The 12,801-nt window shown below is 72.0% G+C and carries 9 protein-coding genes; all 9 read right to left on the reverse strand.

All coding sequences use genetic code 11. The features are described from left to right. Position 1: 1 nt before the first annotated feature. The 9 genes from ACH4D5_RS19800 to asnB are packed head-to-tail and all read right to left on the reverse strand — an operon-like array spanning position 2 to position 12,798. The gene (locus ACH4D5_RS19800) at positions 2–664 is read right to left on the reverse strand and encodes a PIG-L deacetylase family protein (RefSeq protein ID WP_398303972.1); all 663 of its coding nucleotides are present in this window, start codon (positions 662–664) and stop codon (positions 2–4) included. Continuing rightward, positions 661–1,455, reverse strand: a complete 795-nt coding sequence (locus ACH4D5_RS19805; protein ID WP_398303974.1) for a glucose-1-phosphate cytidylyltransferase — start codon at positions 1,453–1,455, stop codon at positions 661–663. Before ACH4D5_RS19805 ends, ACH4D5_RS19800 begins: the two co-directional genes overlap by 4 nt. Next, complete coding sequence (locus ACH4D5_RS19810; RefSeq protein ID WP_398303976.1) at positions 1,452–2,687, reverse strand: class I SAM-dependent methyltransferase; 1,236 nt, start codon at positions 2,685–2,687, stop codon at positions 1,452–1,454. Before ACH4D5_RS19810 ends, ACH4D5_RS19805 begins: the two co-directional genes overlap by 4 nt. Continuing rightward, positions 2,684–3,910: a glycosyltransferase gene (locus ACH4D5_RS19815; RefSeq protein ID WP_398303978.1), complete on the reverse strand. Its 1,227-nt coding sequence runs from the start codon at positions 3,908–3,910 to the stop codon at positions 2,684–2,686. Before ACH4D5_RS19815 ends, ACH4D5_RS19810 begins: the two co-directional genes overlap by 4 nt. A gap of 8 nt (positions 3,911–3,918) precedes the next feature. Continuing rightward, positions 3,919–5,157 (reverse strand): O-antigen ligase domain-containing protein, encoded by a 1,239-nt coding sequence (locus tag ACH4D5_RS19820; RefSeq protein ID WP_398303980.1) that lies wholly within the window; start codon positions 5,155–5,157, stop codon positions 3,919–3,921. Between the two features lies 1 nt (position 5,158). Next, positions 5,159–6,682, reverse strand: a complete 1,524-nt coding sequence (locus ACH4D5_RS19825; protein WP_398303982.1) for a right-handed parallel beta-helix repeat-containing protein — start codon at positions 6,680–6,682, stop codon at positions 5,159–5,161. Positions 6,683–6,690: 8 nt separating this feature from the next. Then, positions 6,691–8,649, reverse strand: coding sequence for an alginate lyase family protein (locus ACH4D5_RS19830; RefSeq protein WP_398303984.1), 1,959 nt, complete (start codon positions 8,647–8,649; stop codon positions 6,691–6,693). Further along, positions 8,646–10,844: a bi-domain-containing oxidoreductase gene (locus tag ACH4D5_RS19835; protein ID WP_398303986.1), complete on the reverse strand. Its 2,199-nt coding sequence runs from the start codon at positions 10,842–10,844 to the stop codon at positions 8,646–8,648. The genes ACH4D5_RS19830 and ACH4D5_RS19835 overlap by 4 nt, the downstream gene beginning before the upstream one ends. A gap of 25 nt (positions 10,845–10,869) precedes the next feature. Beyond that, the gene (gene asnB / locus ACH4D5_RS19840) at positions 10,870–12,798 is read right to left on the reverse strand and encodes an asparagine synthase (glutamine-hydrolyzing) (protein WP_398303988.1); all 1,929 of its coding nucleotides are present in this window, start codon (positions 12,796–12,798) and stop codon (positions 10,870–10,872) included. Positions 12,799–12,801: the final 3 nt, after the last annotated feature.

The raw sequence follows: 12,801 nt of genomic DNA on the forward strand, positions 1-12,801 counted from the left end.
TTCATTCCCCCAGAGTGGAAGTGCCGAGATCGAGCGTGAGTTTGGTGACGGCGAACGCCTCGGCGTACCGCGCGTGACATTCGATGCCGCGGATCCGTGCGAGGCCGAGGAAGGCCTCCCGGTCGTACCAGGGACGGTGCCGCTGCGAGGGGTAGTGCTCCTGCAGCAGCCGCACCTTCTGTTCGGCGGTCTCCGGTGACAGCGGCTGATAGGCCGCCATACGGCCGAGGTCGCCGTCCCATTTGACGATCTCGTAGCCGAGTACGAGATGGTCGCGGAACGCGGTGGGGATCAGCCGGGCGAGGCCGCGGTGGTCCTGGTGCGCGTCGTCGGTGCGCGGGGCCAGGACCAGATCAGGATCGGTCCGCTCGCGCAGTTCCTCGACGGCGGCCTTGGCCTCGTCCCAGTGCACGGGCAGCCGGCCGTCCGGCAGCTTGAGCACGGTGAGGCGCAGGTCGGCGCCGGGGCAGAAGGCGGCGAGCGCGGCCTGTTCCTCCTGCTCCCGCTCCCCGCCGCCACCGGAGAGCACCAGCGCGTCGACGCGTAGGCCCGGGTGTGCGAGGCACATGGTGAGCAGCGTGCCGCCGGCGCCGATGGCGATGTCGTCGCAGTGCGCGCCCACCGCGGCGATCCCCTCAAGGCGCCCCGCGCCGAGCCGGATCACGCGCCCACCCCGGCGGCGTCCCGCTCCCACACGGCCCACGGGCGCTCCCCGCGGGCGTACGCGTCGTCGAGCGCGGCCCGCTCCTTCACGGTGTCGGTCGGCTTCCAGAAGCCGCGGTGCTGATGTGCCACCAGCCGGCCGCGCTTGGCCAGTTCGGTGCATCCGTCGGCGACCAGGTCCCCGTTCTCCGGTATGTGGTCGAAGACCTCCTGACGGAGCACGAAATAGCCGCCGTTCTCCCACAGCGGCAGATCGCTCACCGCGGTGATGCCGCCGACCAGGCCGTCCTCGCCCAGGTCCACGCAGTGGAAGGAGGACTGTGGCGGCACCACCATCATCGACGCACCGGCGTCGCGCCGGCTGAAGTTGTCGATCATCTCCGGCAGCGGGGCGTCGGTGAGCACGTCGGCGTAGTTGGCGAGGAACATCTCGTCGCCGTTCAAGTGGTGCCGCACCCGGCGGAGGCGTTCCCCGATCGGTGACTCGATGCCGGTCTGCGCGAACGTGATCGTCCAGTCGGCTATGTCAGTGGACAGGAGTTCGGTCCGCCCGCCCCTCAGCACGAAGTCGTTGGACGTCGTCTCCTCGTAGTTGAGGAAGAAGTTCTTGATGTGGTGGGCCCCGTACCCCAGGCACAGGATGAACTCGGTGTGCCCGAAGTGCGCGTAGTAGCGCATGACGTGCCAGATCAGCGGGCGCGGCCCGACCATCGCCATCGGCTTCGGCACGTCGTCCGCGGCGCCGCTCCGCATCCGCATCCCGTAACCGCCGCAGAACAGGACGACCTTCATGACTTCACCTCGACGATGCTCAGTTCCGGGATGGGGAAGACGAGCCGGCCGCCCCACTCGTGCACGAACGACAGCTGCTCGGCCAGTTCGGCCCGCAGGTTCCACGGCAGGACGAGGACGTAGTCCGGCCGGTCCGCGGCGATCTGCTCGGGCGGCAGGATCGGGATGCGGGTGCCCGGGGTGAACCTGCCGTGCTTGTAGGGGTTGCGGTCGACCGTGTACGGGAGCAGGTCGGGCCGGATGCCGCAGTGGTTGAGCAGGGTGTTGCCCTTGCCGGGCGCGCCGTAGCCGACGACCGTCTCGCCGCGCTCGGCCGCGGTGACGAGGAACTTGAGGAGGTCCCTGCGCACCTTCGCCACCCGGGCGGAGAACTCGTTGTACCCGGACAGCTCCCGCAGCCCGGCGGCCTTCTCCCGGTCGAGCACCTCGGCCACCCGGCGGGACGGCTCGCCCGCCACCTCGGCCGGCCGTGCCCACAGCCGGATGGAGCCGCCGTGCGTGGGCAGCAACTCGACATCCACGAGCGCGAGTCCACCGCTCGCGAGGGCCCGCATCGCCGAGGCGACCGTGTAGTACTGGAAGTGCTCGTGGTAGATCGTGTCGTACTGGTTCTCCTCGATCAGGGTCAGCAGGTGCTGCACCTCGATGGAGACCCAGCCGTCGTCGGCGACCAGGGCGCGCAGCCCCTCGGTGAACCCGACGACGTCGGGGATGTGCGCGTACACGTTGTTGGCCACGACCAGGTCCGCCGGGCCGTGCTCGGCGCGGACGGCCGCCCCGGTGGCGGGGGAGAGGAACTCGGTGAGCGTCGGCACACCCGCCTCCCGCGCCGCGGCACCGACGTTCACCGACGGCTCGACGCCCAGGCAGCGGATCCCCCGGTCCACCACGTGCTTCAGCAGATACCCGTCGTTGCTCGCGACCTCCACCACGAACGCGTCGGGGCCGAGGCCCACCCGCTGCACGGCGTCGGCGACGAACGTGCGCGCGTGCTCCACCCAGGAGGTCGAGAAGGAGGAGAAGTACGCGTACTCCTTGAACGTCTCCTCCGGCGTGATCAGCGGCGGAAGCTGCGCCAGCCAGCACTCCGTGCAGACCCGCAGATGCAGCGGGTACGCCGGTTCCGGCTCGTCCAGTTGCTCCGCGGCGAGAAAGCTCTCGCACGGTGGTGTCGCCCCGAGGTCGACGACGCTCGCCATCGCCTCCGAGCCACAGAGTCGGCATCGTGTCATGTGTTGCCCCCCATTGATGTGGTGCCCCCCATTGATTCCGTCCGCCCGGCGATCGCGGTGCGGTACCCGTCCACCAGGCGCTCCAGCCCGACGGCCGGGCTGAAGTCCTGGTCGTAGCGGCGCCGGGCCGCCTGGCCCATCTCCCGGTTGCGGGCCGTATCGGCCGTGATCCGGCGCAGGCAGGACGCGAGCGAAGCGGCCTCTCCCGGCCGGTGCAGCAGCCCGGTCGCCCCGTCCTCGACGAGCTCGACGAAGGCGCCGTGACCGGCGGCGACGGCCGGCACCCCGGCCGCCATCGCCTCCGCGACCACCAGGCCGAAGGTCTCCAGCCACGTCGAGGGAGCGACCACGGCGACCGACCGGGCGACGGCCCGCCGGCACTGCTCCGGGTCGTACAGGCCGACGTACCGCACGTCGTCCCGGCCCGCCGCCCAGGCCGCCACCTCCCGCTCCAGCGGGCCCGTACCGGCGATCACGAGCGGCACGCCCACCCCGCCGTCCGCGGCGAGCTCGTCCCACGCGGTCATGAGCAGCCGCAGGCCCTTGGTCTCCGCGAGCCGGCCGAGGTAGAGCAGGTGCTCGCCGGCGCCCGTCCGGCGGGCGCCCGGGTCGGGAACGAAGTTGTGCTTGACCGCCAGCCGCCCGGCCGGCATGCCGGCCCGCACCAGGACGTCGCGCTGCGCCGCGGAGATGCAGAAGAACCGGTCCACGCCGGACCACCACCGCCGCCGGTTGACCGACAGGCTGACCGCGAGCGGCACCGTCGCGAGGCGGGAACCGCGGTAACAGCCGTGCCGGACTGCGGGCAGCGGCCCGGAGCCGACGCACTCGGTGCACGGCCGGCCGTCCCGCTGCAGTGTGCCGGGCGGACAGACCTGGCTGTAGTTGTGCAGCGTCGCGACGGCGGGCACACCGGCGTCGGCGCAGGCGGCGAGGACCGCGGGCGACAGGAGCGGGAAGACGTTGTGGACGTGCACCACGTCCGGCCGCTCGGCGCGGAGCCGGGCCGCGAGATCCTTGCGGACCGCCGGATTCCACGGCACGAGCAGCGGCACCGCGACCTTGCCGGGCAGGGACATGGCGGCGATGTCGTCGCTGCGCCGCTCGAACACCTCGACCTGGTGACCGGCCGCGCGCAGCAGCGCCACCTCCTGATCGACGACCTTGTTCTCCCCGCTCGGCTGCGCCGAGGAGTAGCGGTTGTGCACCACGAGCACACGCATGGTGGGGGTCACCTCCTTTCCTGGGCCCAGCGCGGGACGCGTCGTCGGGGAAGGGCGGGCGCCGCGAGGGGCGCGGCCGGGGCGGGTGTCGCGAGGAGCGAGGCGGCCACGGCCAGATGCAGCAGATACGGCGAGGCGTCGCCCAGACCGGCCTCGGTGTACGACGCGATCCCGCAGTAACTGATCAGGAAGATCGCGCAGGCCCTCGCGAGCGACGGCGGCCGCAGCAACGCGACGCCGGCCAGGACGACGATGATCGCCGCCACCAACGTGATGCCGGTCCAGCCCTGTTCGTGGTAGACGGCCAGCCAGCTGTTGTCGATCGGAAGACCGCCGAACGACTTGTCGCCAAGGCCCGTGCCGAACAACTTCTCCGAGGTCGACCGGGGCGCGGCAAGGAGAGCGTCCCAGACCTTGGCCCGGCCGGTGAGGCTGGTGAGGTTCTCCTCGCTCTGCCCGCGCAGGAACCACGCCCGGAGCGCTGAGGCGAACCCGACCGCGGCCACCGCGGCGCACAGCACCGCCCAGGTGAAGAACCGGCGGGCGGCCGCACTGGTCAGGACGAGCGAGCCGATCGCCAGGGCGAGGCCGATGAGCAGGCCGAGCGTGGCCGTACGCGTATGGGTCAGCGCGAGCAGGACGAGTGAGGGCACGACGATGACGGCCGCGCTGGTCTTGTCGGTCCTGCGGCCGAGGACAAGGAGCACGGTGAGCCCGATGATCACCGCCGCGTACTGTCCGATCTGCGGCGGGGTGAGCGGCCACAACGCGCCGACGAGGCGCCCGCCGTAGAGGTCGGGCATGGCCGCGCCCGGTGAGATGAGCGCTCCCGCGGCTACCGACCCGAGCACCGCGAAGTACATCCGGATGTGGTGCCGCACGAACGTCACGCCGCCGTCCCACCAGCGGCTGAGCAGCCAGAGCGTCGCGACGAAGAGAGCCAGCCTGGCGCAGCGGAACAGCGCGCCGAATCCGGACTCCAACTGCAGGCTGGAGATGAGGCTGGGCACGAGGAGCAGGGTGAGCAGGAGCACGAAGGCGCTGGCCCGGACGCGCAGCCGGAGGTTGAGCGCGAGCGCCAGCGTGAAGGCGACGACGAGCGCGCCCATGGTGACGAGCTGGATGAGGGAGCGGGGGAGCGGGACGATGGTCTTCGCCCCGGCGGAGCCGAGGGTGTTGAGGATCAGCAGCCCCCAGACGATCCCGACGAGCCTCGGTGTGCCGGTGGAGTACGGGTCTTCGCGCATCTCAACCACCGGCCCGCAGGTCGAGGGTGCTGCCCGCGTCCTGCTCGTAGGGCGTGCTCTGCCACTGCCCGAAGTCCAGCACCCGGCTCGGATCGTGGGCGACGAACTTCCACGGGCCGCGGTAGACGTTGTCGTGCCAGCGGTTGTGCTGCTTGTGGGTGATCGCCTCGGCCACCCGCTCGCCCTTGTACGGCGACCACTTCGGATAGGTGCCGTAGTTGGCGAGGACCGCCATCCGGTCGCACTTCTCCGAGCACTTGACGACGGACTTGTCCAGGACGAAGCGGTTGGCGTGGATGTCCACCCGCTGGGTCCGCCACCGGCAGTCGGCGTACAGCGGCGCGGTGGCGATGGCCGGCCGCGCGCAGCGGTCGGTGTCCGGCACCAGCAACGTGCAGTCGCCGGACGAGGTGTTGGCCGGGCTGTTGCAGAACCGGTCGGCGTTCTCCCACAGGGTGATCCCGGACCAGTTGTTCTCCAGCACGTTGCGGTAGACCTCGATCTTGTCCGTGCGGGCCTTGACCCGTGGCTCGCCGCCGGACTCGGACAGGTAGATGGTCGCGAACGGGAAGCTGTCGCCGCGGTCGGCGTACTTGCGGCCCTCGACCCAGTTGTTCCGCCGGAACGTGTTCCTTCGGATGACCGCGTTGTAGCTGGTCTCATAGATCAGCGCGGCCCCGTCGTTCGCCTCCAGCACGTTGTCCTCGATGCGGAAGTCGTTGTTGTTGGTGTCCGCCCACAGCCCGACTCCGCGGTTGTCGTGCACCCAGTTGCCGCGTATGTCGGCGCCGTCGACGGCCCAGAACTTGACGCCTCCTGTGCAGCCGCAGCCCTTCCGCCGCCGCTCCCAGTCACCGGTGTTGTTGCCCACGATCTCGTTGCCGTCGAGCACCAGGTCGCGCAGGGGGCCGGTGCCCTTGTAGGCGTTCATGCCGTACTGACCGTTGCCGCGCAGGCAGCTGGCGCGGACCCGCTGGCGGGCACCGGCCATCAGCCCGGCGCCGGAGTTGTACTGGATCTTGGCGTGTTCGATCACCCAGCCGTCGGCGGAGTCGTGGTTGACCACGCCCTCGTCGTGCGGCGCGACGAAACCCTGCACCGTCAGATGGCGGATGGTGACGTCGCGGGCGGCGCCTCCGAACGCGTACTGGTTGGTCTTCCGGCCGTCGAACACCGCGCCCGGTGCGCCGAGGTAGCGGTTCCCCTTCTTGGGGATGACCTGGGCGTGCCGGTCCGGTTCGAGCCTGTGCCTGCCGGGCCGGAGCCAGAACGTGGTGCCCGAGGGGTTGCTCTTGGTCTTCGCGGCCAGGTCACCGACCACGGCGGGGTCGACCGTCACCGCGCCCGCGGGCGCCTTCGCCGGCCCGGCCGCCGGTTTGGCGCACACCCGGGCCACCGGCCGGGTCGCGGACGTGGACGGCGCGACGGTCGGCTCCGCCTGAGCGCTCGGCGTGCTCTCACAGCCGGTCGCCAGGAGGGCCAGCGCCGCCGTCGGCACCGCCCACTTCCGCCACGTGATCCCCACGCGTCCCCCTAGCCCCGGAACCTGAGTACGGTGGTGAACCCCTCCGCGCCGTCGGCGAAGCCGGTGCCGATCAGCGTGGTGGACGGTTCCTTGCGGCCGAATCCCGCGGAGTACCAGCCGAGCGGCGGGTTGGTCCCGCCGCGGTGGGCCCGCCAGGTCAGCTGTCCGGGCAGGTCGAGTTCCGCGGAGCGGTCCTCGCCGTCCCGGGTCCAGGTGAGCACGGCCCGGTTCCCCGTCAGGTCCGCGGTGATGGCGGGACCGAGGTGGAAGGCCAGACGCGCCGCCCGGCGCGGGCCGCGCACCTCGTCGACCACGCGCAGCTCCTGACGCGCGGCGGTCAGCTCCACCCGGCGGCGGTGCACGGTCCGCTGGTAGCCGTCGTGCTCGGCGCACCAGCGGGCCACCGACGCGTCGGAGGTGTCCGCGACCAGGACGCGGCTGCGGGCGTGCCGGGTCCACAGGAACGGCCCGCCGGAGACGGACTGGTCCTCACCGTCCAACTGCAGGGTGTTGTGGCCGAGCGTCGACCGGAAGTACTGCCGCCACTCGGGCTGCCCGTGGTAGCAGTACGTCCCCGGGTCGGCGAGCACGTCCACCCCGTCGTGCCGGACCTCCACGGACAGCGCGTCCGCGTGGGCGTGCGCGGCGATGGACAGGAAGCCGTGCGGGCCTCCGTCGCAGCGGCACCAGATGTCTCCCGGGCCGCGCAGGATCGTCATGCCCGCGCCGGCGAAGTGGGCCGGCCGGTGCGCGGGGCGGGTCACCCGTGGTGCGGTGCCGTCCTTCGCGTACGGCCGGATGAGCGCGGCGAGGAGCGGGGTGCGCACATCGGTGCCCGTCACCGTCGGCCACCAGGAGAGCCGCCCGAACACGGCGTCCCCGGTGGCGAGGAGCGACGCCCAGCGGTCGGTGCCCGCGCCGTCCAGGACCAGCCCGTGCCCGTCGTCCGCGTCCCCCTGGCGCGGCGGCCGCAACCGGTTGTCCACCATGGCCGCCAGCGCGTCGGTCATACGGAGCAGCACGAGGCGGACGGTCGGCGGGACCGGCACACCGGCGGCGTCCGCCTCGGCCACCGCGGCCAGGCCGAGTTCGAGGACGAGTCCGTGGTACTCGGTGGCCAGTTCGCGGTTGAGGCCGGAGGGGAAGGTGTTGGCGCGCAGCTGCCGCTCGAGGGAGCGCAGCGCGTCGGCCCGCCAGCGGGCCGACTCGGGGAACCAGCCGAACGCGCAGGCCGCGGCGGCCTGTCCGGCGGTCTCCGCGATGACGTGGTTGTTCGCCGACGACCCCCGGCTGGGGAAGGCGGCCAGCCACCGCTGGTGGTGCCAGATCTGGTTGCGCGCCACCGGGTTGTCCTCGAAGAGGGCGGCCGTCCCCGGCCAGCCGTCGAGCAGCCGGCGGATCCACACCCAGGACAGCAGCCGGATCCCCAGCTCGATGCCGCTGATCCAGTGCACTCCGTGCAGCGGCGCGTTGGCCGACCACCACGAGCGCAGGTGCTCGGCCACGCGCTCGGCATACCGTTCGTTCCCGGTGATCGCGTAGGCGGCGGCGAGCACGGTGAGGTACTGGTGCCGGGAGGGCTCCCAGATCTGCTTGATGTCCCCGACCGTGTCCTCGTCGCGGTACGGCAGGCCGAAGGCGTAGCCCCACGGGGCCCGCAGCCCGGTCTTCGGGTCGTACCACCAGTCCGGGTCGACCAGGTCGTCGCGGACCACCCCGAAGAACTCGGCGTGCCCGGCCAACAGCCGGTCCGCCTCGGCGACGAGACGCTTCGCGGCGTCCGGCGGCACCGCGGCGAGCGCACCCGCGGGCAGCACCGAGGTGAACCGGGCGCCGCTCACGTCCGGGCAGTCCGGCAGCGCCGACCGCCACCGCCGCCTGCGCACCGCGTCACCGACCCGCCCCGCGGCCTCCCGCGGCCCCATCCGGGACAGCCGCCGCAGGTACCAGCCCGCACTCATCGTCATCGCACGCCCGCCAGCGTCACCGGCGTGCCACCGGCCAGACCGGCCGGCACGGCGAGGGTGGCCGCCGTCGTGGCGACCAGCGACTCCAGCGGCACCGGCATCGGCCCGCCGGTCCGCACGGCCCTGACGAACGCGGCCAGTTCGGCGTTCTGGCCCTTGTCCCTGGCCTTGGGCAGCCGCGAGCTGACCCACCGCTTGCGGCCGCCGTCGTACACCGAGGCGCGGACGAAGTCGTCGAGCCGCAGCGCCTTGCCGTCCGCGACCAGGTCCAGCGTCTCCTTGGGGAAGCCGGCCGGCCCTGTGGTGACGTAGCTGATGGTGGCGGTGGATCCGTCCGGATAGCGCAGGACGACCTGGAGGTCCTCGTTGCCTGCCGGGGCGACCGCGTACACCGAGACCGGGTCGGCCGCGAGCAGCCAGCTCGCCGTGTCGATGAAGTGCCCGCCCTCCCCGGCGAACCGCGAGCCCTCGGTGCCCTGTTGGAGGTACCAGCTGCCGTGCTGGAGCCGGCCCGCGTTGACCAGGTAGCGCAGGCTCGCCGGGCCGGTCCGGGCGCCGAACCGCTGCCTGGCCTCCTGGAGCAGCGGCGCGAACCGGCGGTTGAATCCCACCTGCAGCCGGTCGTTGCCGGACTCCTCCACGGCCGCGAGCACGCCGGCCAGCTCGTCCTCGGAGAGGGCCAGGGGCTTCTCCACGAACACCGTCTTCCCGGCGAGGAGTGCTCGCCGGGTCAGTTCGGCGTGCGAGCTGTGCCGGGTGACCACGAACACCGCGTCGATGGACTTGTCGCCGAGCACGGCGTCGAGATCGGTGGTCGCCTCGTCGAAGCCGAACTTCCGCTTGGCGTTGGCCGCGGACAGCGCCGTCGTGGTGACGACGGTCGACAAGGTGACGCCGTCGCGCCCCACCAGGTGCGGCAGCAGCATCGACGTGGCGTAGTTCCCCGCGCCGACGAACGCGAGGCGCACCGGTGCCTTGGCGGTGCGGGCCGGGGCGGGCGCCTTGTCGCCGCGTCGTTTAACCGGGGGCACGGTCACCGTCGGGGCCACAGCTTCCGTCGGCTGCTCGGTGCGGCCGGGGTACCGGAACAGCACGGCGACGGCCTTCAGGTCGCCGTCCTTCAGGCGCTGGTACGTGTCGACCGCGTCGTCGAAGTCGGCGATGTGGGAGACAAGGGGCGCCACGTCGACGCGGCCGCGGGCGACGAGGTCGAGGAAGCACGCCAGGTTGCGGCGCTCGGTCCAGCGCACGTAGCCGATCGGGTAGTCCCGTCCTTCGAGCTCGTACGCCGGGTCGTAGCGCCCCGGGCCGTACGACCGGGAGAACCGGACGTCCAGCTCCTTCTCGTAGTACGCGTTCCACGGCAGGTCCAGGCGGCACTTGCCGATGTCGACGACGCGGCCGCGGTCCCGGCTCAGGTGGGCGGCCAGCTCGACGGGCTGGTTGCTGCCGCCGCCGGCGGCCAGATACACCTGGTCCACGCCGTGCCCGCCGGTGAGTTCGGCGACGGCGGCCTCCACGGCCCCGGACGCGGGATCGCCGCAGGCCACGGCGCCCAGTCGCGCGGCGAGCTCGCAGCGCGCCGGATCGGGGTCGGCCCCGACGACACGGACCCCCGAGGCGGTGAGCAACTGCACCACCAGCTGCCCGATGAGGCCGAGGCCGATGACCAGCGCCACCTCGCCGAGCTGCGGCTCGCCCTGGCGGACGCCCTGCAGCGCGATCGACCCGACGGTGCCGAAGGCCGCGTGCTGCGGCGCGAGGCCCTCCGGCACCGGGGTGTAGAGGTTCTTCGGCACCCAGTTCAGCTCGGCGTGCAGCGCGTGCTCGTTGCCCGCGCAGGCCACGAGGTCGCCGACCGCCACATCGTCGATCCCGGCGCCGACCTGCTCGACCACCCCGCACAGCGAATAGCCGAGCGGCGTGTAGGAGTCCAGCTTGCCCATCACCTTGCGGTACGTGGCGGGCACTCCGTTGGTGGCGACGCTCTGCATGACCTTGGCGACCTGGTCGGGCCGGGAGCGGGCCTTGCCCACCATCGACATGCCGGCCTCGGACACCTTCATGAGCTCGGTCCCGGTGGAGATCAGCGAGTAGGCGCTGCGGACCAGCACGCCGTCCGGCTTGCACCCCGGTGCCGGCACGTCGAGCAGCGCCAACTCGCCGCTCTTGTAGTTCTGTACGACCTGTTTCACCCGAGCTCCTCTTGTTTCCACACTGTCAAGCCGCCTGGCTCTGGCCGGAGCCAGAAGTCGCGCCGCGGTACCAGTACTCCAGGGTCAGCACGTGCCACAGATGCTTGGAGAAGTCCCGCTGCCCGGCGGCGTCCTCGGCGACCATCCGCGCCAGCGCGTCGCGGCGCAGGATCCCGGTGCTGACGAGCACCCCGTCGTTGACCACCTCGCGCACCAGCGGTGCCAGGTCCCGGCTCATCCAGGCCCGCAGCGGGGCGCTGAAGAGACCCTTGGGCCGGTACACGATCTCCCGCGGCAGGACCGAGGCGGCCGCCTCCTTGAGGACGGCCTTCCCCTGCCGTCCGGCGATCTTGCGGTCGCCCGGCACGGTGAACGCCGCCTTGACCACCTCGACGTCCACGTACGGCACCCGCACCTCGGTCGACGCGGCCATGCTGGAGCGGTCCGTGTAGGCGAGGTTCAGGCCCGGCAGGAACATCCGGGCGTCGCCCAGGCACATGCGGTTGACGAAGTCGTCGAGGTCGTTGTCCTCGTAGACGTCCGCGTGCTCCGTCAGTACGTCGTCGACCGTCCCGGCCAAGTCCGGATCGATCAGGGCGAGCAACTCGTCCTGGTCGTACATGGTGTAGCTGCGCCGGAACGCGGTCTCCTCCGGCAGATCGGCGAAGGAGAGGAACCTTTTCGCGAAGCGCACCGACCGGTACCCCCGGCGGGCCGTGGCGACCGGCAGCCGGTCCACGGCCGCGGACAGGCCGCGCCGCAGGGGCCGCGGGACGCGCTGGTAACGCAGCGCGAGCAGGTTGGCCAGGTGCTTGCGGTACCCGGCGAACAGCTCGTCGGCACCCATCCCCGAGAGCATCACCTTGACCCCGGCCTCCCGGGCGGCCTCGCAGATCAGGAACGTGTTGATCGCGGCGGGGTCGCCGATCGGCTCGTCCAGGTGGTGCGTCATCCGCGGCAGCAGGTCGAGCACGTTCGGCGCGATCTCGATCTCGTGCAGGTCGACACCGAACCGCTCGGCGACCTGCCGGGCATAGCGCAGGTCGTCCGGCATCGCCTCGAACTTGGCGTCCTCGGCGCGGAACCCGATCGTGTAGGCGGAGATCCCTGGCCGGTCGCGGGCCGCCAGCGCCGTCAGATAGCTGGAGTCGAGACCGCCGGAGAGGAAGGTCGCCACCGGTACGTCGGAGAGCAGGTGCCGCCGGGTCGACTCCTCGACAATGGCGGCCACGTCCGGCAGTTCGCCGCCGCGGGCCCGCTCCTGGGCCTCGCGGGCGACGTCCTTGAGGTTCCAGTACCGGCCGCGTTCGATCCGGCCGTCCGGCCCGCACCGCAGCCAGCTCCCCGGCGGCAGCTTCTCCGCCTCGCTGAACGCGCAGCGTGAGTCCGGCACCCAGTAGTAGAGCAGCGAGGCCACCAGCGCCGCATGGTCCACCCGCAGCGACCCGCCGGTCACCGCGGCGAGCGCCTTGAGCTCCGAGGCGAACATCAGGCCGCCGCCGCGCCGGAGCAGGAACAGCGGCTTGACGCCGAGCTGGTCGCGGGCGAGCACCAGGTCACCGGTCCGCTCGTCGAAGACCGCGAACGCGAACATGCCGCGCAGCCGGGGCAGGCAGTCCGTGCCCCAGCGCCGCCAGGCCTCCAGGAGCACCTCGGTGTCGGAGGTGCCGCGGAAGCGCACCCCGGCGGCCGTCAGCTCGTCGCGGAGTTCCGGCGCGTTGTACAGCTCGCCGTTGTACGTCAGGGCGAGGCCGTCCGAGACCATCGGCTGGGCGCCGGTCTCGGACAGGTCGATGATGGCGAGGCGCCGGTGCCCCAGCTGCACTTCACCGTCACCGACGGAGTGGCCGTAGCGGCCCGCCCCGTCCGGGCCGCGGTGGGCGAGGACATCGGTGAGCCGGTCGGTGACGGCCTTCCCGTCCGGCCAGCGGTAGGTTCCTGCGATGCCACACATGAT

This window comes from Streptomyces sp. NPDC018029, assembly GCF_044327655.1.
GTDB lineage: Bacteria > Actinomycetota > Actinomycetes > Streptomycetales > Streptomycetaceae > Streptomyces.

Bases quoted from the DNA above. Each gene is read 5' to 3' on its own strand.
- ACH4D5_RS19805 (WP_398303974.1), bottom strand. From the start codon at position 1,455: ATGAAGGTCGTCCTGTTCTGCGGCGGTTACGGGATGCGGATGCGGAGC.
- ACH4D5_RS19810 (WP_398303976.1), bottom strand. From the start codon at position 2,687: ATGACACGATGCCGACTCTGTGGCTCGGAGGCGATGGCGAGCGTCGTC.
- ACH4D5_RS19815 (WP_398303978.1), bottom strand. From the start codon at position 3,910: ATGCGTGTGCTCGTGGTGCACAACCGCTACTCCTCGGCGCAGCCGAGC.
- ACH4D5_RS19820 (WP_398303980.1), bottom strand. From the start codon at position 5,157: ATGCGCGAAGACCCGTACTCCACCGGCACACCGAGGCTCGTCGGGATC.
- ACH4D5_RS19830 (WP_398303984.1), bottom strand. From the start codon at position 8,649: ATGACGATGAGTGCGGGCTGGTACCTGCGGCGGCTGTCCCGGATGGGG.
- asnB (WP_398303988.1), bottom strand. From the start codon at position 12,798: ATGTGTGGCATCGCAGGAACCTACCGCTGGCCGGACGGGAAGGCCGTC.